This is a genomic window from Acidovorax sp. PRC11 (genome assembly GCF_031844105.1).
GTDB lineage: Bacteria > Pseudomonadota > Gammaproteobacteria > Burkholderiales > Burkholderiaceae_C > Paracidovorax.
The window spans coordinates 180,390-198,693 of the sequence record NZ_JAUZUQ010000010.1 but is presented as its reverse complement, the minus strand read 5'-3'; the positions used below and the strand labels follow the sequence as shown (position 1 = coordinate 198,693).

The 18,304-nt window shown below is 70.3% G+C and carries 13 protein-coding genes; 8 read left to right on the top strand and 5 right to left on the bottom strand.

Annotated features, from left to right (window positions below; translation table 11 throughout):
- Nucleotides 1-1,609: methyl-accepting chemotaxis protein (locus Q9R47_RS13800; protein WP_311233770.1), on the bottom strand; the 1,609-nt coding region annotated here is incomplete at its 3' end.
- Between the two features lie 57 nt (nt 1,610-1,666).
- Between Q9R47_RS13800 and Q9R47_RS13795 the strand changes: the two genes are divergently transcribed.
- From Q9R47_RS13795 to Q9R47_RS13780, 4 genes are all read left to right on the top strand, one after another.
- A complete protein-coding gene (locus Q9R47_RS13795) occupies nt 1,667-1,807 on the top strand; it encodes a hypothetical protein (protein ID WP_311233769.1) in 141 nt (46 codons plus the stop codon).
- Nucleotides 1,808-1,899: 92 nt separating this feature from the next.
- The gene (locus Q9R47_RS13790; protein WP_311233768.1) at nt 1,900-2,523 is read left to right on the top strand and encodes a methylamine utilization protein; all 624 of its coding nucleotides are present in this window, start codon (nt 1,900-1,902) and stop codon (nt 2,521-2,523) included.
- Nucleotides 2,520-4,859, top strand: coding sequence for an EAL domain-containing protein (locus Q9R47_RS13785; RefSeq protein WP_311233767.1), 2,340 nt, complete (start codon nt 2,520-2,522; stop codon nt 4,857-4,859). The genes Q9R47_RS13790 and Q9R47_RS13785 overlap by 4 nt, the downstream gene beginning before the upstream one ends.
- A 5-nt stretch (nt 4,860-4,864) precedes the next feature.
- A complete protein-coding gene (locus Q9R47_RS13780) occupies nt 4,865-5,896 on the top strand; it encodes a pseudouridine synthase (RefSeq protein ID WP_311233766.1) in 1,032 nt (343 codons plus the stop codon).
- A gap of 42 nt (nt 5,897-5,938) precedes the next feature.
- On the opposite strand, the gene Q9R47_RS13775 is transcribed toward Q9R47_RS13780, so the two are convergent.
- Nucleotides 5,939-8,434, bottom strand: coding sequence for a PAS domain-containing protein (locus tag Q9R47_RS13775; RefSeq protein ID WP_311233765.1), 2,496 nt, complete (start codon nt 8,432-8,434; stop codon nt 5,939-5,941).
- Nucleotides 8,435-8,613: 179 nt separating this feature from the next.
- On the opposite strand from Q9R47_RS13775, the gene htpG reads away from it, so the two are divergent.
- A complete protein-coding gene (gene htpG / locus Q9R47_RS13770; RefSeq protein WP_311233764.1) occupies nt 8,614-10,563 on the top strand; it encodes a molecular chaperone HtpG in 1,950 nt (649 codons plus the stop codon).
- Between the two features lie 120 nt (nt 10,564-10,683).
- On the opposite strand, the gene Q9R47_RS13765 is transcribed toward htpG, so the two are convergent.
- The gene (locus Q9R47_RS13765) at nt 10,684-11,148 is read right to left on the bottom strand and encodes a hypothetical protein (protein ID WP_311233763.1); all 465 of its coding nucleotides are present in this window, start codon (nt 11,146-11,148) and stop codon (nt 10,684-10,686) included.
- Nucleotides 11,139-11,795 carry an N-acetylmuramoyl-L-alanine amidase gene (locus Q9R47_RS13760; protein ID WP_311233762.1) on the bottom strand — a complete coding sequence of 219 codons (657 nt, stop codon included), beginning with the start codon at nt 11,793-11,795 and terminating at the stop codon, nt 11,139-11,141. The genes Q9R47_RS13765 and Q9R47_RS13760 overlap by 10 nt, the downstream gene beginning before the upstream one ends.
- A gap of 301 nt (nt 11,796-12,096) precedes the next feature.
- Here Q9R47_RS13760 and xrtH point away from each other — a divergent pair, with 301 nt between their 5' ends.
- The 3 genes from xrtH (at nt 12,097) to Q9R47_RS13745 (ending at nt 15,131) form a co-directional block, all read left to right on the top strand.
- On the top strand, nt 12,097-12,642 hold the full coding sequence (gene xrtH, locus Q9R47_RS13755; RefSeq protein ID WP_311233761.1) for an exosortase H: 546 nt from the start codon (nt 12,097-12,099) through the stop codon (nt 12,640-12,642).
- 13 nt (nt 12,643-12,655) lie between these two features.
- A complete protein-coding gene (locus Q9R47_RS13750) occupies nt 12,656-13,540 on the top strand; it encodes an exosortase H-associated membrane protein (RefSeq protein WP_311233760.1) in 885 nt (294 codons plus the stop codon).
- Nucleotides 13,541-13,625: 85 nt separating this feature from the next.
- The gene (locus Q9R47_RS13745) at nt 13,626-15,131 is read left to right on the top strand and encodes a carbohydrate porin (protein WP_311233759.1); all 1,506 of its coding nucleotides are present in this window, start codon (nt 13,626-13,628) and stop codon (nt 15,129-15,131) included.
- Between the two features lie 7 nt (nt 15,132-15,138).
- Here Q9R47_RS13745 and Q9R47_RS13740 read toward each other — a convergent pair whose 3' ends face one another.
- Nucleotides 15,139-18,000 carry an ATP-binding protein gene (locus tag Q9R47_RS13740; RefSeq protein ID WP_311233758.1) on the bottom strand — a complete coding sequence of 954 codons (2,862 nt, stop codon included), beginning with the start codon at nt 17,998-18,000 and terminating at the stop codon, nt 15,139-15,141.
- Nucleotides 18,001-18,304 lie beyond the last annotated feature (304 nt).

Genomic DNA, 18,304 nt, shown 5'->3' with positions numbered 1-18,304 from the left:
CCGTAACGGCCGCCGGCGCGCTGCCCGCGGCGTCGCGCTGCAGGCGGAAGGCGCCCACCATTTCCGTCAGGCGCCCCGCCTGCTCGCGCAGGCTGCCGGCCGCGGCGCTGCTTTCCTCCACCAGGGCCGCGTTCTGCTGCGTCATGTTCTCGAGCGCGTTCACGGACTGGCTCACCTGCCCGATGCGGTCGCTCTGCTCGTGCGCGGCCGTGGTGATCTCGCCCATGATGGCCGACACCCGCTGCACCGACTGCACGAGTTCGCCGATGGTGGCGCCGGCCTCGGCGACGAGGGTGGTGCCTTCCTTGACCTGCCCGGCACTCGCGAGGATGAGCGACCGGATTTCCCGCGCGGCTTCGGCGCTGCGGCCCGCCAGTGCGCGCACCTCGCCGGCCACCACCGCGAAGCCGCGGCCCTGCTCGCCCGCCCGGGCCGCTTCCACGGCGGCGTTCAGCGCGAGGATGTTGGTCTGGAACGCGATGCCGTCGATCACGCCGATGATGTCGGCGATCTTCCGGGAGCTGGTGCTGATCACATCCATGGTCTGCACCACCTGCGACACCACCTGGCCGCTGCGCGCCGCGACCTGGGCGGCCGAGGCCGTCATCTGGTTGGCCTGCTGCGCGGCGTCGGCGCCCTGGTGGACGGTCTGGGTCAGGTCCGCCAGCGCGGAGGCGGCCTCCTGCAGGTTGCCGGAGGTCTGTTCCGTGCGGTGGCTCAGGTCGAGGTTGCCCGAGGCCACCTCCGAGCTCGCCAGCAGGATGGAGTCGGCCGCGGTGCCGATGTGCCCCACCAGCGCGCGCAGCTGCGCCTGCATGGCGGCGATCGCCTCCAGCAGCCGGCCCGTCTCGTCGTGGATGCGCACCTCGACCGCCGAGGTCAGGTCGCCGCGCGCGATGCGTTCGGCCACCACGACGGCGCGGCCTATCGGCTGGGTGATGCTCGCGGTGGTGCGCCATGCGATGAGCAGGCCCAGCGCCACGGCCAGCGCCACCAGCGCGCCGGCGGTGAGGCGCGTGCGGCTCTGCGTGCGGTCCGCGGCCGCCGCGGCTTCGGCATTCAGGGTGTTCTGCAGTTCCACCAGCTGCGCGAGCTTCTCGCGCCAGACCGCCTCGGGCGGTGCCACCCGGGTCATCAGGCCGAGCGTGGCGCTGACCGTGTCGCCGTCCGTGACCAGCTTGAGCGCGCCCTCGAGCTCGGGGCGGGTCTTGCGCGCCTCGGCCTGGGCGTCGGCCATCAACCGGCGCTCCTCGGGCGTGGCGCCGCTCGACTCCAGCAGGGCGGCGAGGTCGGCTTCCTGCTTGGCATAGCGCTGCAGGATGGCGGTGGCCTTGCGCGCCTGGTCCTCGGCATTGCGTGGATCGATGTCGCCGAGCATGGCGGCCGAGCGTGCGTGCAGGCCGGAGGCGCTCACGGTCTGCAGCATGTCGTTCGCGAGCCGAGCCTTCTCGGCCCCGATGCCCGTGATCTGCTGCATCTGCCGGTTCATGCCGGACACCGACAGATGGCCGAGCACCGCCACGGCGACCACGAGCGCGAGCATGCAGCCGAAGCCGAGGAAGAGCCGGCGGGAGATGGACAGTGAGCGAAGGAGATGGACAGGCTGCATGGTGCGTTCCCGGGACACGGTCCCGTTGTTGCAGTGGCCGCTGCAAGAACGGTGCCAATGAAACCCCTGTTGTTGTTACAACTGGGCGGTGCACGCAAGGCGCTTCGCTGGCATGCTCCGCCCTGGGGCGTTGCAAAGGGCGAAATCGCCGAACCGTTCGGTGCCGTCCAGTGCCGTCGCTTCAAGCTATCGATTTGATAGCTTTTGCTGCGATGTCCAGTATCGTGCCAGAGTCCGGGACGCCACGCCAGGAGCGGCGATGACGTTACATTTATGGCCAGGGGAATCACATGGTGAAGACAGGTATGCAGCGTGCTGTGCAGGTCGCGGTCCTCGGGCTGGCATCGGCGTTCGCGCCGGGTGCGTGGGCGGCGCTGGTGCAGATCGTCGTGCAGGACGGCGCCGGCAAGCCGCTGCCGGGCGCCGTGGCGTTCCTGGATTCCGCCCAGGCGCGCCGGCAGGTGAAACCCCTCGTGGGCGCCGAAGTGGCCCAGGAAAAGCGGCGCTTCGTGCCCGAGGTGCTGGTGGTGACCGCCGGCACGCAGGTGCAGTTTCCCAACCACGACACGGTGCGTCACCACGTCTATTCGTTCTCTCCGGCGAAGAAGTTCGAACTCAAGCTTTATTCGGGCATGCCCGCCAATCCCGTGCTCTTCGACCAGCCCGGGGTGGTGGTGCTGGGCTGCAACATCCATGACCAGATGGTGGGCTGGATCCTGGTGGTCGAGACCCCCTACTACGCCCAGGCCGACGGCGCCGGGGCCGTGCGCATCGACAAGGTGCCGCCCGGTGAATACACGCTCAACGTCTGGCATGCAGGGCTGCCGGCGGGGGCGCCTGCCGTGACCCGGCCGCTGGCCGTGGCCGAGGGCGGCGCCCCGGTGGCCGTCCGGCTGGTGGGGGCCGTGCCGTGAGCTGGAGCGCTTTCCGGCGCAGCCTGATGTTCCGGCTGGCCACCATCTCGCTGCTGCTGCTGCTGATCGTGCAGGCCGCCGGCTTCCTGGTGGTCCGCGCCTCGATTGAGCGCAATGGCCGTGCGCAGGTCGCGCAGGGGCTGGACGCGAACGAGCGTGTCTGGCGCCGCCTCATCGAGCAGAACGCCGAGCGGCTGCAGCAGGCATCGACGCTGCTCGCATCGGACTACGGATTCCGCTCGGCCGTGAATTCCGGCGATGCGGACACCATCGAGTCGGTGCTCTACAACCACGGCGCCCGCATCGGCGCGGCCGTCACCGCCCTGCTGGACACGCGCATGCAGCTGGTGGTGTCCTCGGCCGCGGATGCTTCCGCCGACGCGCGCGCCGTGCTGCGCGGCGTGCTGCCCGCGCTCACGGAGCATCCCGGCGGCAGCCAGATCGCCATCGTGGACGGCGTGCCCTACCAGTTCGTGACGGTGCCGCTGCGCGCGCCGCTCGTGATCGGCTGGGTGCTCATGGGATTCCCGGTCGGCCAGGCGCTGGCTGCGGAGATGCGACAGCTGCAGTCGGTGGATGTGGCCATCGCGGTGCATACCGCCGACGGCGGCGTGCACGTGCCGGTCAGCACGCTGCCCGCGGGCGAGCGGGAGCGGCTGGCGGGATTCACGGGCGGCGGCGAGATCGAGACGGACGAAGGCCCCGTGCTGGTGCGCGCCGTGCCGCTCGACACCGTCAACGGCAAGGCGAGCGTGCTGCTGCTGCGCTCGCTCGACGAAGTGCTCGCCTTCTACCGCCATCTGCAGATGCTGCTGGCCGGCATCACGCTCGCGGGCGTGGCGCTGTTCGCCATCGGGTTCGCTGTCATGGCGCGGCGCGTGGCCACCCCCCTGCGGGCCGTGACGGTGGCCACGCAGCGCCTGTCGCGGGGCGACTATGCCGCGCCCATCGAGCACACGGAACGCACCGACGAGATCGGCCACCTCGCGCGCTCCTTCGACCGCATGCGCATCGGCATCGCGGAGCAGCAGGACGAGATCCGCCGGCTCGCCCATACCGACCGGCTCACCGGCGTGCCGAACCGGGAGCGGTTCCGCCGCATGCTCATGGAGGCGATCCGGCACGGCATCCACACGGGCGAGCCGCTCTCGGTGATCGCGCTCGACCTGGACCGCTTCAAGCACGTCAACGGCGTGCTGGGCTATGCGATGGGCGACCGGCTGCTGCAGGCCGTGGCGGCGCGCATCTCCTCCCACCTGCATGCGCCCCGGGAGATCCTCGCCCGCCTGGGGGGCAACGAATTCGCGCTGATGCTGCCGGGCGCGGACGAAGCCGCCGCGCGCGACACGGCGCAGCGCATCACGCGCGCGTTCGAATCCTCGCTGGCGTTCGACGACCAGACGGTGGACCTCAGCGCCGGCATCGGCATCGCCTGCTGGCCCGGCCCGGCGGAAGACGCCGACACCCTGCTGAGCCACGCGGAGATCGCGATGTACGCCGCCAAGCGGCGGCTGCACGGCGCGCAGGTGTACGACCCGTCGATGGCGTCGTCCAGCGCGGCCGCGCTGTCGCTGCTGTCCGAGCTGCGCCATGCGGTGGAGGCGGGCGAGCTGCGGCTCTTCCTGCAGCCCAAGCTCGGGCTGGACGGCCGGGCCGGCTGCGGCGCGGAGGCGCTCGTGCGCTGGCAGCATCCCGAGCGCGGCCTGGTGCCGCCGATGCAGTTCATCCCGTTCGCCGAGCAGACCGGCTTCGTGCGGCAGCTCACGCTCTGGGTGTTCGAGCAGGCGGCCGTCTTCCTCGCGCGGCCCGACGTGCGCGCCCTGGGGCTGCGCATCTCGGTCAACCTGTCCACGCGCGACCTCATGGACACGGAACTGAGCGCCCGCCTGGGCGCGCTCATGGCACGGCACGGCGTCGGGCCGGAGTCCTTCTGCCTGGAGATCACGGAGAGCGCCATCATGGACGATCCGGCGCGGGCCGAAGCCATGCTCAACCGCCTGTCGGCGCAGGGCTTCAAGCTCTCCATCGACGATTTCGGCACCGGATACTCCTCGCTGGCCTACCTCAAGCGGCTGCCGGTGGACGAACTGAAGATCGACAAATCCTTCGTGCTCGGCATGGCGGCGGACACGGGCGACGCGCAGATCGTACGCTCCACCATCGACCTCGCGCACAACCTGGGCCTCTCGGTAGTGGCCGAGGGCGTGGAGACCGCCACTATCCTGGAGCGCCTGCAGGCCCTGCGCTGCGACGAGGCCCAGGGCTACCACATCGGCCGGCCCATGCCCGCGGAGGACCTGCTCGCCTGGCATGCCGCGGCCGACGCGCGAAAATAGCGCCCATGTCCGATTCCGCTCCCCGCAACCGCCTGTCGCTCCCTCCGGGCGGCCGGCGCGCCGGCCCGCCGGCTTCCGCCTCCAGGCCCGCTTCCTCCCCCTCTGCCGCCCAGGGGCCCGCGCCGTCCCGCCCCGGAGGCCCCCGGCCCGCGGGCCGCTTCACCCTGCGCGCGCCCGAGCCGGGCGCGCCGGGGGCCCCGGTCCGGCGCGCCGATCCCGCCCCGCAGGCTCCGCATCCGCGGGGCGGTTCCGCGGCCCGCGGCCCGGAGAACGGTGCTCCCGGCGCCACCTCCCGCCTCAACAAGCGCATGGCCGAACTCGGCCTGTGCTCGCGCCGCGAGGCGGACGACTGGATCGCCAGCGGCTGGGTGCGCGTGAACGGGCAGGTGGCCGCCATGGGCCTGCAGGTGGCGCCCACGGACCGCATCGAGGTGGACCCCGCCGCGCGGGGCCAGCAGGAGCGGCAGGTGACCATCCTGCTGCACAAGCCCATGGGCTACGTGAGCGGCCAAGCCGAGGATGGCCACACGCCGGCGGTCGCGCTCATCAACCCGCGCACCCACTGGCGCGAAGACCCGAGCCAGCAGCGCTTCTCGCCGCCGCAATTGCGCGGCCTCGCGCCCTGCGGCCGGCTGGACATCGATTCCGTTGGACTGCTGGTGCTCACGCAGGACGGCCGCGTGGCCCGGCACCTGATCGGCGAAGACTCCGAGGTCGAGAAGGAGTACCTCGTGCGCGTGCACTACGGCGACGTCGCGACCGGCGTGCAGTCCGTCTTCCCGGCCGAGCAGCTCGCGCGCCTCTGCCACGGCCTCTCGCTCGACGGCCAGCCGCTCAAGCCCGCGAAGGTGGACTGGCAGAACCCCGAGCAGCTGCGCTTCGTGCTCCAGGAAGGCAAGAAGCGCCAGATCCGCCGCATGTGCGAACTGGTGGGCCTGAAGGTGGTGGGCCTCAAGCGCATCCGCATCGGCCGCGTGGTGCTCGGCAACCTGCCCGTGGGGCAGTGGCGCTACCTGGGGCCGAACGAGCGGTTCTGACGCCGGCGCATCCGCCGACGGCCCGGCCCGCGCCGTGGCGGGTCAGGCGACGGCCGGGGCGATGCCGGCGTGGGGCGCGTCGAGCGCCTCGCGCACGCGCAATGCCAGGTCTTCCAGGGTGTAGGGCTTGCCGATGAGGTGCACGCCCGCGTCCAGCATGCCGTTGTGCACCACGGCGTTGCGCGTGTAGCCGGTGGTGAACAGCACCTTCAGGCCCGGCCGGCGGCGCAGCGCTTCCTCGGCCAATTTGCGGCCGTTCACGTCGGGCATCACCACATCGGTGAACAGCAGGTCGATTTCCGGGTGCGCGTCGATCAGCTTCAGCGCCGTCGCGGCGCCGTCGGCTTCCAGCACGCGGTAGCCGAGCTCGCCCAGGGCGTCCACGGAGAACTGCCGCACCGCGGCCTCGTCCTCCACCACCAGCACCACTTCCTGCGCGTCCCCCAGGGGCAGCGGCGGCGGTGCGGTCGCGGGGGCCTCGTCCCCGGCGACGTCCGTCAGGCGCGGCAGATACACCTTGACGGTGGTGCCTTCGCCCACCTCGGAATAGATCTTCACGTGGCCGTTCGACTGCCGGATGAAGCCGTACACCTGGCTCAACCCCAGGCCGGTGCCCTTGCCCACCTCCTTGGTGGTGAAGAACGGGTCGAAGGCCTTGGCGATCACCTCCGGCGGCATGCCCGTGCCGGTGTCGGTCACGGCGATCAGCACGTACTGCCCGGGCGCCACGCCCAGGTGCTCCGCGGCGTAGCGGTCGTCCAGGTGGGCGTTGGCGGTTTCGATGGTGAGCCGCCCGCCGTCGGTCAGCGCGCCCATCGCGTCTCGGCCGTTGACGGCGAGGTTCAGGATCACGCTCTCGAGCTGGTTGCGGTCCGCATGGATGCGCCACAGCCCGCCCGCGAGCACCGTCTCCAGGCGGATCGCTCCGCCCAGCGAATGGCGCAGCATGTCGGACATGCCGGCGACCAGCTGGTTGGCGTCCAGCGGCACCGGGCTGAGGGGCTGCCTTCGCGAGAAGGCCAGCAGCCGCTGCGTGAGCTGCGCCGCGCGCCGGGCCCCGCCGCGGGCCGCATCGATGTGGCGGCGGGCGCGCGGCTCGCCCGCGGCGAAGCGGCGGTCCAGCAGTTCCAGCGAGCCCAGCACCACGGCCAGCATGTTGTTGAAATCGTGCGCGATGCCGCCGGTGAGCTGCCCCACCGCCTCCATCTTCTGCGCCTGGCGCAGCACCTCTTCCGTGCGCAGGCGCTCGGCCACCTCCAGCGCCACGCGCTGCTCCAGGGCGTCGTTCAGGTCGCGCAGGGCGCGCTCGGCGCGGTGGCGCTGCGTCACGTCCTGGAACAGCACCGCCACCTGACGGCGCTCGGCCGGCTCCACGCGGAACGCGGACAGCTCCAGGTAGCGGCCGGTCTTGACCAGCTCGCGCTCGAAGCGCACCGGCTCGCCCGTGACCAGCACCTTGCGGTAGATCTCCACCCAGGCGTCGGCTTCCTCTGGCACCATGTCGCGCACGCGCTGGCCCACCACGTCGGCGATGCCCGCGTTGGCCTGGTAGGCCGGATTGGCCGAGACATGCACGTAGTCGCTCAGCGGGCCATGGGGGCCGTCGAGGAACTCGATCACGCAGAAGCCCTCGTCCATGGTCTCGAACAGCGTGCGCAACTGCAGCTCGCTTTCGCGCAGCGCACTCTCGGCGGCCTTGCGGGCCGTGAGGTCGGTGGCGGTGCCGAACCATTCCATGACTTCGCCGTCGGCGCCCAGCAGCGGCATGGCGCGTGACAGGGTCCAGCCGATGCTGCCGTCCACGCGGAACACGCGGTGCTCCAGCTCGAGCAGGCCGCGGGTCGCCATGGCCTGCGCGATGGCCGCGCGCACCTGCGGCTGGTCCTGGGCCGGCACGTACTGCTCGATCCAGGAGCGCGTGGGTTCCGCGGTGTCGGCGATGAAGCCCTGGCCGTTGATCTCCAGGAGCCGGCTCCAGTCGGCGTTCATGCGGTAGACGGCATTGGCCGTGGCCAGCGTCAGCGCCCGCAGGCGCGATTCGCTGTCGGCCAGTCCGCGCTGCGCCAGCATCTTGCCGGTGGTCTCCGAAACCGTGCACAGCACGCCCTGCACGCGTCCGTCATCGTCACGCAGGGGCGTGTAGGAGAAGCTGAACCAGGCGGGTTCGGGATGGCCGCGGCGGTTCACGATCAGCGGCAGGTCTTCGCGGTACAGCGCCTCGCCCGCGAGCGCCGTGGCCACGAGCGCGCTCACGTCCGGCCAGACTTCCGCCCATACCGCATCCAGCGCGGAGCCCATGGCCCCGGGATGCTTGTTGCCCAGCATCTCGGCGTACGGCGCGTTGTAGACCATGCCCAGGCCCGGCCCCCAGGCCAGCCAGGTGGGCGCGAGGGAGTCGAGCACCAGCGAGGCCGCGGCGTGCAGCGGCCTCGGCCAGGAAGCGGGGTGGCCCAGCGACGAGGCTCCCCAGTCGCATTCGCGCAGCAGCGCGTGCGCCGGCGTTCCGTCGGGCAGGAAATGGGGCGCAGGGGCGATCATGTCAGCGAATGTAACCGTGCCCGTGCCGACGTGCCAGATGGGCGGGGAATGACCCGATATCGGCGTGGCCGGCTCGGCAGTGATCGCGTACCTCCACCCATTGATAATCCGCACCCGACCCCCATGTGGGCGGGCGTTCCCTTTCGTTGCGAACCTCTTACAAGAGCCATCCACCAACCATGAGCAAGCACACCCATTCCTTCCAGGCCGAAGTCGCGCAGCTGCTGCACCTGGTCACCCACTCGCTGTACTCCAACCAGGAAATCTTCCTGCGCGAGCTGATCTCCAACGCGTCCGACGCCTGCGACAAGCTGCGTTTCGAGGCCCTGAACAACGCCGCGCTGTACGAAGACGCGCCCAACCTCGAAGTGCGCGTGTCCTTCGACAAGGCCGCGAAGACGCTCACGATCACCGACAACGGCATCGGCATGAGCGAGCAGGAGGCCATCGACCACCTGGGCACGATCGCCAAGAGCGGCACCAAGGACTTTATGAGCCGCCTCTCGGGCGACCAGAAGCAGGACGCCCAGCTCATCGGCCAGTTCGGCGTGGGCTTCTATTCCGGCTTCATCGTCGCCGACAAGATCACCGTGGAATCGCGCCGCGCGGGCCTCGCGCCCGAAGAAGGCGTGCGCTGGACCAGCGGCGGCACGGGCGATTTCGAGGTGGAAACCATCACGCGCGCCGAGCGCGGCACGAGCATCATCCTGCACCTGCGCGACGAGGCCGAGGAGTTCCTGAACGCCTGGAAGCTCAAGCAGGTCATCGGCAAGTACTCCGACCACATCAGCCTGCCCATCCTCATGGAAAAGGAAGAGTGGAAGGAGAGCGAGAAGGAGGGCGAGCCCGGCCAGATGGTCAAGACGGGCGAGTGGGAGGCCGTGAACAAGGCCAGCGCCCTGTGGACGCGCCCCAAGAAGGACATCACCGACGAGCAGTACCAGGAGTTCTACAAGGCGATCAGCCACGACCACGAGAACCCGCTCACCTGGAGCCACAACCGCGTGGAGGGCAACACCGAGTACACGCAGCTGCTCTACATCCCGGCCAAGGCGCCGTTCGACCTCTGGAACCGCGACAAGAAGGCCGGCGTGAAGCTTTACGTGAAGCGCGTCTTCATCATGGACGACGCCGAGGCGCTGATGCCCACCTACCTGCGCTTCGTGAAGGGCGTGATCGACTCGGCCGACCTGCCGCTCAACGTCAGCCGCGAGCTGCTGCAGGAAAGCCGCGACGTGCGCGCCATCCGCGAGGGCTCCACCAAGCGCGTGCTCTCCATGCTCGAGGACCTGGCCAAGCACGACCGCCACACCGCCGGTGAAGGCGCCGACGGCGTGACCGACGTGGTGAGCGAGGACGACAAGGCCAAGGAAGGCAAGTACACGCAGTTCTACGCCGAGTTCGGTTCCGTGCTCAAGGAAGGCCTGGGCGAGGACTTCGGCAACCGCGACCGCATCGCCAAGCTGCTGCGCTTCGCCTCCACCACCACGGACACCACCACCGTCTCGCTGGCCGACTACAAGGCCCGCATGAAGGAAGGCCAGGAGGCGATCTACTACATCACCGCCGACACCCTGGCCGCCGCCAAGAACAGCCCGCAGCTCGAGGTCTTCAAGAAGAAGGGCATCGAGGTGCTGCTGATGGCCGACCGGGTGGACGAGTGGGCGCTCAACTACCTGCACGATTTCGACGGCACGCCGCTGCAGTCCGTGGCCAAGGGCGCGGTGGACCTGGGCACGCTGCAGGACGAGTCCGAGAAGAAGGCCGCCGAGGAGGCCGCCGAGGCCTTCAAGCCCGTGCTGGCGAAGCTCAAGGAAGCCCTGAAGGACCGGGCCGAGGACGTGCGCGTGACCACGCGCCTCGTCGATTCGCCCGCCTGCCTGGTGGTGCAGGAACACGGCATGAGCACCCAGCTCGCGCGCCTCATGAAGCAGGCCGGCCAGTCCCTGCCCGACGCCAAGCCCGTGCTGGAGGTGAACCCGGAGCATGCGCTGGTGAAGAAGCTGGACGGCAGCGTGCATTTCCACGACCTCGCCCACATCCTCTTCGACCAGGCCCTGCTGGCCGAAGGCGGGCTGCCGGAAGACCCGGCCGCGTACGTGAAGCGGGTGAACGCGCTGCTGGTGTGAGGCTGGCTGGGTGAGCCGGCGGGCCTGCGTTGCAGGCCTTGGCCGGGCCGAAGCCGCGGAGGGGCGATTCTGCCTTCCGCGGCTTTTTTCTGGAGTGCGTTGTCTGTGCAGGTGCTGCCGTCAGTTCACCGGCAGACGGTCCGGCAAGTCCAGCATGCCGGTGCACTGCCTGCAGCGGAAATAACGGCCCGGTGCCTGCTCTTTGCCCTGCGCGATGGGGGTCAGCAGTGCCGTGCCGGCGTCGTTGGCGATGCCCAGGCTGGCGGTGCGGCCGTCCTGGAAGCGGATACGGGCTTCCGTGTAGCAGTCACCCACCAGGAATTCGTCCTGCAAGGCGGCCCGGCGAGTGATGGGGCGGGCGTGGGTGAGAAAACGGCGCACGTCGCTCTCGGTCAGTGGCCGTGTGCCCGCACATGCACCCGTATCTGCTGCGGCGGTTTCCGGGGTGGCGCGGGTGATCTCAATAGAGGCTACGGGCGCAATGGCGTGGGTTCTGGATGAGGCACGCGGCTGCTCGGGAGGCTGCGCATGGCACAGATGCGAAATGAGAAAAATCGCTGCGCAGGCATATCTTTTCAGCGCCATACCGCAGTACTCGCCTCGGTCGTATTTTTTCTGCTGACATCCGGATGCCGGTGCACCTCTGATGAACTGAAGTGCAACGTGTCGATCAGTTCGCCGACAAGCCATTGCAAAGATATGTTCTGGGCGGTGGTGACGGATTCATAAACGGCTTTCTCCCCAAGGAATGCGTCTTGTTGGACCTTGCTCAGCCCGGCAGGCATGGTGACGCCGGGCGGCAGCGAGGCGGAGCCGACGATCTCTATTCCAATGGAGTCCGTGTTGCTGGGATATCGCAGAGGGACGGATTTCGTCATTTCAATCTTGTTCATGCGCTCCACTGCGCTGGTTTGGGGGAATTTATTCGACTTTTTGAATTTCGCGGCCGTGCAACGATGCTCGGCAAGGCACCGAGCCTTCAACGGCCCTACATGGTGGGTCCTAAGATGCAAGGAGGCCGTCTGGTATATGGTGCCATTCTTTAGGATGAGAAAATGCGCTCCATTGCCTCCTCTTCTGTAGCTGGAAAAAACACTTTGCTCGTCGGATGAGCCTGTTTGATGAATGATGATTCCCGTGACCGAGGTCATGGCGGTTCGTTCAATCACGTTGAATCTGCGTGGCTGAACCCTGGATGAAATCACCATTCCTTGTGAGTCGATATCAAGCATGATTTTCGGTTATTTGTGTCTGCGGCCCTCGACGTGCTCCCTCCTGGTCGCGCCGAGTGTTCTGATGGTAATGACTGCATGCACCAGCGACGCAGGGAATTGGTGACGGATTGTTGAGCTGCTATAGATGAGCGAAAACGTTTTGTAGCGAGGTTGGTGCCCGAAACCGGATGCAGGAGTTGCCGGTTCGCAGAAGAAGAGCGCGCCAGACCAGGTGCGTCCAGACATGCGCGATTCCCCGAAGACCGGCCCTGCCGGATAATGCGCGGCGATCCTCCTCCTTCCGCGGAGCCCCACTGCCATGCTGCGCTTCTTCCTCATCTTCCTCACCCTCCAGCTCACCCTGTTCGGCATCAACATGCTCAACTGGGTGCAGGAGCACCTGGTGCTGCCGTGGACGGCGCTGCTCGCGCGCATCTGCGCGACGATGGTGATGTGGTTCGACAGCTCGGCCGCGGCGGCGGGCAAGGTGCTGTGGAACCACCAGACGGGCTTCGGCGTGTCGATCGAGGCGGGCTGCAACGGCATCGAGGCCTGCATCGTGCTGTTCGCGGCGGTGATGGCCTTCCCCTCCACCTGGCGGCACAAGCTGATCGGCCTCGCGGCGGGTTTCGCGGCGGTGCAGGCGCTCAACATCGTGCGGGTGATCAGCCTGTTCTACCTGGGGCAGTGGAGCACGACGGTGTTCAATTTCGCGCACGAGTACCTGTGGCAGGCGCTGATCATGGTGGACGTGCTCATCGTCTGGCTGCTGTGGGTGCGCGCGGGCAGCAGGCCGACGTCGGCCGGCTCCCCGCCCGGCCCGGGTGCGCCGCCGGCCACGCCCCCGGCCGCGGCCCTGGCCTGAAGTCGCGACTGCGATGCGCCGCGCCGCCAGCCTGAAGGCTTTCGTGATCGGCCTCTTCATCGGGGTCGTGCTGCTCACGCTCGCGTGGACGCGGGCATCGCCCTGGACGTCCTATCCCATCGGCATGGTGGCCGGCGCGGTGCTGGAGCACGCCGCGCCCGGCTGGGTGCGCGAGGCGCGTCTCGCCCCGGGGCGGCTGGAGGTGGATACCTCGGTGGCGATCGCCACGCCGCAGACGGGCAACCAGCCGGTGGAGATCACCCTCGAATCCGACCCGGGCCGCTACGCTTACGGGTTGCCGATCTTCCTGGCGCTGCTGCTGGCCGCGCGCGGCCCGGGGCGCGCCGTGCGGGCGCTCGCCGGCTACGCGCTGCTGGTGCCGCTGCAGGCCTTCAGCCTCTGCATGCAGCTGCTGATGCAACTGCTGCTCACGGCGCAGTTCGACGTGCGCACGCTGCGCGTGGCGCAGTGGCAGATGGAGGCGCTGGTGTACGGCTACCAGTTGGGATCGCTGGTGGTGCCGACGCTGGCGCCGATCGTGATCTGGCTCTGGCTGGACCGGGCGTTCGTCAACGAGGTGGTGATCGGTGCCTGGCGGCGGTCGCAGGCGGCCCGGGGGGCGGGGCCGGAATCGGCCACGGTGCCGGTCTCTGCAGCCCCAGGCGCTCCGGTGGGCCCGGCCATCGGCGGCGGGCAGGAGGTGCCTGCGGGTGCCTCCGCCGCGCGTACCGTGGCGCACGGCGGCGATGTGCCGCCCAACGCAGCCACGCTGGCGGAGGAGGGCGCCGCACCGGCCGCAGGGCTGGCCCCGCGCCCGTACCAGGCGCCGCCAGCCGGCGGCATCCCGGTATCGACCAGCGCCTCGGCGGGCCTGCCGCCGCGACGGCCCCGGCGCTGACGGGGCGCCCGGCAGTGTGGCGGCCGCGTCACACCCGGCATTGCCGACACGGCCGTGCCGCCGGGCGCTGCCAGAATGCCGGCCCATGCGCATGTTCCCGTTCTTTTCTCCGGCCCCGACGTGGGCGGCCTTTCCCGCGGCCCCGGGCCGTTTCCGGGCCCCTTTCCTGACCGCCACGCTGTGGGCCCTGCTGCAGAGCGCCGGGGCCCAGGCCGCGCCCGCCGAGCCGTTGGCCGCATCTGCTTCCGGCATGCCCGCTGCGGCGGCCACAGCTGCTTCCTCGCCCACGGCTGCGGCCGCGGAGGGAGCGGCGGAATCTCCCGAGCCCCGCTTCGCCCTGCATGCCCAGACCACCTACGTCTGGCAGCGCAAGCCCGCCTTCGATGCGGCGTATACCGGCCCGAACAGCCTCGTGCCGGCGCGCGAGCGCTCGTATTCCTTCACGGCCACGGCCGATCTGGCGGTGCGGCCCTGGGAGGGCGGGCAACTGCACTTCAACCCGGAGGCCGCGCAGGGCGTACCGCTGTCCCACCTCACGGGTGCGGGCGGGCTCTCCAACGGCGAGCTGGCGCGCTCTTCGGGCGCGCAGCTCAAGGCGTACCGGGCGCGGCTCTTCTGGCTGCAGCGCTGGAACGCGGGCGGCGAGACGGAGAAGATCGAACCGGATTTCAACGAGATGGGCGGCACGGCCACCGCGCGCCGCTGGACGCTGGTGCTGGGCAACGTCTCGCTGCTGGACTATTTCGATCCGAACCCCTACGCCAAGGACCCGCGCGAGCAGTTCTTCAACTGGTCGTACCTGGCGCCCGGGCCGTGGGACTACGCCGCCGACGCGCGCGGCTACACCTGGGCGGGCATCCTCGAATACCGCACGCCGGAGTGGGCCGTGCGTGGCGGCCGCGGGCTGCAGCCGCGCGAATCCAACGGGCCCAAGCTCGACCGCGCCTGGCGGCAGCACTATGGTGATCAGATCGAGGCCGAATCCAATCTGCCGGTGGCATTGCCTGCGGGCCCGCTGCGCGGGCGTGTGCTGTGGTTCCGCAACCGGGCGGTGATGGGCGCGTTCGACGATGCGGTGGCGCTGGGGCAGGCGACCGGCACGGTGCCCGACGTGGGCGCGGTGCGCCGGCTTCAGACCAAGACCGGCTGGGCCGTGACGCTGGAAGCGCCGTTGGGCGAGGATGCGGGCGTGTTCGTGCGCGCGGGCCGCAGCGGGGGGCGGCAGGAGACGTTCGCGTTCACCGAGATCGACCGGCAGTTCTCCGTGGGCGGCCAGTGGTCCGGCGCGGCCTGGGGCCGGCCGGCGGACCGCATGGGCGCCGCGCTGGCGGTGAACGGGCTGTCGGCGGACCACCGCGGTTACCTGGCGGCCGGCGGGCAGGGCGCGTTCCTGGGCGACGGCGCGCTGAACTACGGGCACGAGCGGGTGTGGGAGGTGTACTACCGCGTGGTGATGCCGCCGGTGCCGACGGCCGCGGGTGCCCTGCAGTCGGCGGTGTCGCTGGGTGCGCAGCGCATCCAGAACCCGGGCTACAACCGCGACCGGGGGCCGGTGGACATTTTCTCCGTGCGGCTGCACGCGGAGTTTTGAGGACGCCTCAACCCGCTGCCGCGGTGTCGCATTGCAGCGCATGGGCCCGCAGTTGCGCCAGGCCCTCGGTGGCCGCGTGGCGCACGGCCTCCGGCAATCCAGCGGGCAAGGTGGCGGGCGCGCCGTTGCCGGCCTGCGCCAGAGCCTGTCCGGCGGCCTCCTCCAGCAGGCGCGTGAGCCCGCACAGGCGCTGCAGCCCGAAATTCCCTGCCGTGCCGCCCCATTCGTGGGCTTCGTCCCGCAGGGCCGCCCAATCGCCGCGTGCCAGGGCGGTATCGATGCGGCGCAGGCGGGCAACGCTGTCGTGCACGAAGCGCTCGCGCAGGCGGTCTGCCTGACCGGGGGCGAGCAGTCCGGCCCATTCCTCCAGCGGCGCGGCGTCGAACACGGACAGGCGCAGGACGTCCTGCAGCAGGGCGCGCGCCGGGATGCCCTCGGACGGTGAGGGCCACGGGGGACCGGCGACCGCGGGGCGGCCGGACGGCGGCGACACGATCCAGCGGGTGAGCACGGCCCACAGCGGGCCTTCGAGCACCGGTTTGGACAGGTGGTCGTCCATGCCGGCGACGCGCGTGCGTCCGATGTCCTGCGGCGCGGCGTTGGCCGTCATGGCGATCACGGGCAGGGCGGCGAACCGTGCCTGGGCGCGCAGCCGGCGCGTGGCGGTGAGGCCGTCCATCACCGGCATCTGCATGTCCATGAGCACGGCGTCGTAGGTTCCATCCGGTGCCTGCGCGAGCCGCTCGATCGCCTGCGCGCCGTCGATGGCGGTGTCCACGTGCAGGCCGCCGGCTTGCAGCAGGCCGGTGGCGACGAGGCGGTTGAGTTCGTTGTCGTCCACCAGCAGCACGCGGCGGCCGGCCAGCGCGGGCGGTGGCGCCGCCGGCCGCGCGAGGGCCGGCGCCTGCGCCGCGTCCGCGCCGTCCTCCGCGCGCCGGATCTGCGCGGTGAACCAGAAGGTGCTGCCCCGGCCCGGCGTGCTGTCCACGCCCGTGTCGCCGCCCATGCGCCGCGCGAGCTGGCGCGAGATGGCCAGCCCCAGGCCGGTGCCGCCGAAGCGGCGGGTGATGGTGGCATCCGCCTGGTGGAAGGCCTGGAAGAGGTGGGCCTGCTGCGCGGCGGTGAGGCCGATGCCGGTGTCGCGCACGGTGCCGCGCAGCACGAGGGCGCCGTCGGCATCCGCCCCGGTGGCATCGAGCATCACGGCGACCTCGCCCGACTCCGTGAACTTGATCGCGTTGTTCACGAAGTTCATGAGCACCTGCGCGATGCGGTGCGCGTCGCCCACGAGGCGGTGCGGCACGCCATCCGCGAGGCCGATGCGCAGCGCCAGCCCCTTCTCGCGGGCGCGGGGGGTGAACAGGTCGGAGAGGTCGCCCAGCAGCTGCCGCGGGTCGAACACGGCATGCTCCAGCACGAGGTGGCCGCCATCGATCTTGGAGAAATCCAGCGTGTCGTCGACGATGCCCAGCAGGCGCCGGCCCGCGCGGTAGAGCTGCTCCACGCGCTCCTGCTGCGCGGGCGGCAGCGGCTCCTTGAGCGCGAGCTGCGCCAGCCCGAGGATGGCGTTGAGCGGGGTGCGGATCTCATGGCTCATCACGGCGAGGAAGGTGGCCTTCTCCTCGGCCACCTGCGCGAGCGCACGGGCCTGGTTGCGCTGCTCGGTCACGTCCAGCCACACACCGTTGAACAGCACCGCGCCGCCCGGCAGCGCGCGCGCGGTGGCGAGCGTCTTGATCCATTGCGTACCGGCGCCGCGCGGCACTTCGACGTCGACATCCAGCGGTTCGAGCGTGCGCAGGCTGCGGTCGAAGGCGCCCTGCAGCGGCCCCTGGGCACCGTCCGGCAGGCCGTAGGCGGTGTGCAGCGGTGCCTGCAGGCCCAGCAGCTCCTGCGCGCTGCGGCCGTGCAGATCCCCGGCCTTCTCGCTCACGAACAGGAAGCGGTGGCCGCCGCCGGCCTCCATGCGCAGCTGGAAGACCGCGCCGGGAATGGCGCCGGTCAGGTCGACCAGTTGCTCGGACAGCCGCCGCGCCTCGGCACTGGCGGCCAGCTCGACCGCCAGCCGGTCCTCGCGCTGCATGCTGTCCTTGAAGACCTGCAGCGCCTTGGCCATGGTGCCCACCTCGTCGCGCCGATCGGTACCGGTGATCGCGTCGCCGTAGTCGCGGTCGGTGAGCCGCTCCATGTGGCGCGTGAGCAGCATGATCGGCCGCGAGATCTGCGAGACGGCCACCCCGATGGAGAGCGCGATCACCAGCGCGAGGCCGCCGGCCACCGCCAGCGCTGTGTTGAGGATGGTGCTTTCGGTGAGCCGGCCGAGCTGCTCGGAAGCCGTCTGGAAGCGGCTGGTCGATTCGTCGCGCTGCTGGTTCATCGCCTGCCGCAGCGCGCTCAGCGCGGGCTCGAATTCGCCGTGGATGATCTGCAGCGCCCGGTCGCCGCGCCAGCGCGCGGCGGCATCGACGATGCGGGCGGCCAGCGTGAACGTGTGCGCCGCCTGCGCTCGGATCGCGCGCAGCGGGCCGGCGTCTCCCGGCACGAGCCGCTCGGTGGTGTCGATCTGCGCCTCGAATTGCGCCTGCAGCCGCTCCAGCCGGGAGAGGGCCGCGCGCATGGTGTTCTCGTCCTGCTCGGTGAGCACGGCATACACGATGCGGCCCGATTCGCCGAGCAGCAGGGCCGCGTCGCTCACATGCAGTGCGCTTTGCGCCTCGCGGTCGATGAGGGCCTTGTAGTCGTCGGTGACGTTGCGCATGGTGCGCGTGGTGTAGAGCGCGGTCGCGATCGAGACCAGGCCCATCAGTGCGACGAGGAACACGACCTTGGCGGTGAGGGGCAGGTGCGACAGGCGGCGGGAGCGGAACATGCGGCGGCTCCGGTGAGCGGATGGCGGGCGCGGCGGCAGCGGCGGCGGGCAGTGCGGACGCGGGACGCGCGCGGACAGGGCGGCGTGGCCGCGAGGGTAACGAATGCCGGCCCGGAGGGCTGTTGCGGCGAACGCACGGCAGAGCAGGGATTGTGAACAATTGTTGAATGCCGCAATCGCGGTGATCCATCCCATAGATTCCGCCCATCCCCTGCCACGTGCCCGGGCTGCCGAGGGACGGTATCCGGGCCCCCCTACCACCATGACCTTGCCGCGCTTCATCGCGCGGCCGTGGCGTCGCGGC

Coding starts and splice junctions, on each gene's coding strand:
- Q9R47_RS13795 (WP_311233769.1), top strand. CDS start 1,667: ATGAAACCCCTGTTGTTGTTACAACTGGGCGGTGCACGCAAGGCGCTT.
- Q9R47_RS13790 (WP_311233768.1), top strand. CDS start 1,900: ATGGTGAAGACAGGTATGCAGCGTGCTGTGCAGGTCGCGGTCCTCGGG.
- Q9R47_RS13780 (WP_311233766.1), top strand. CDS start 4,865: ATGTCCGATTCCGCTCCCCGCAACCGCCTGTCGCTCCCTCCGGGCGGC.
- Q9R47_RS13775 (WP_311233765.1), bottom strand. CDS start 8,434: ATGATCGCCCCTGCGCCCCATTTCCTGCCCGACGGAACGCCGGCGCAC.
- htpG (WP_311233764.1), top strand. CDS start 8,614: ATGAGCAAGCACACCCATTCCTTCCAGGCCGAAGTCGCGCAGCTGCTG.
- Q9R47_RS13765 (WP_311233763.1), bottom strand. CDS start 11,148: ATGGCGCTGAAAAGATATGCCTGCGCAGCGATTTTTCTCATTTCGCAT.
- Q9R47_RS13760 (WP_311233762.1), bottom strand. CDS start 11,795: ATGCTTGATATCGACTCACAAGGAATGGTGATTTCATCCAGGGTTCAG.
- xrtH (WP_311233761.1), top strand. CDS start 12,097: ATGCTGCGCTTCTTCCTCATCTTCCTCACCCTCCAGCTCACCCTGTTC.
- Q9R47_RS13750 (WP_311233760.1), top strand. CDS start 12,656: ATGCGCCGCGCCGCCAGCCTGAAGGCTTTCGTGATCGGCCTCTTCATC.
- Q9R47_RS13745 (WP_311233759.1), top strand. CDS start 13,626: ATGCGCATGTTCCCGTTCTTTTCTCCGGCCCCGACGTGGGCGGCCTTT.
- Q9R47_RS13740 (WP_311233758.1), bottom strand. CDS start 18,000: ATGTTCCGCTCCCGCCGCCTGTCGCACCTGCCCCTCACCGCCAAGGTC.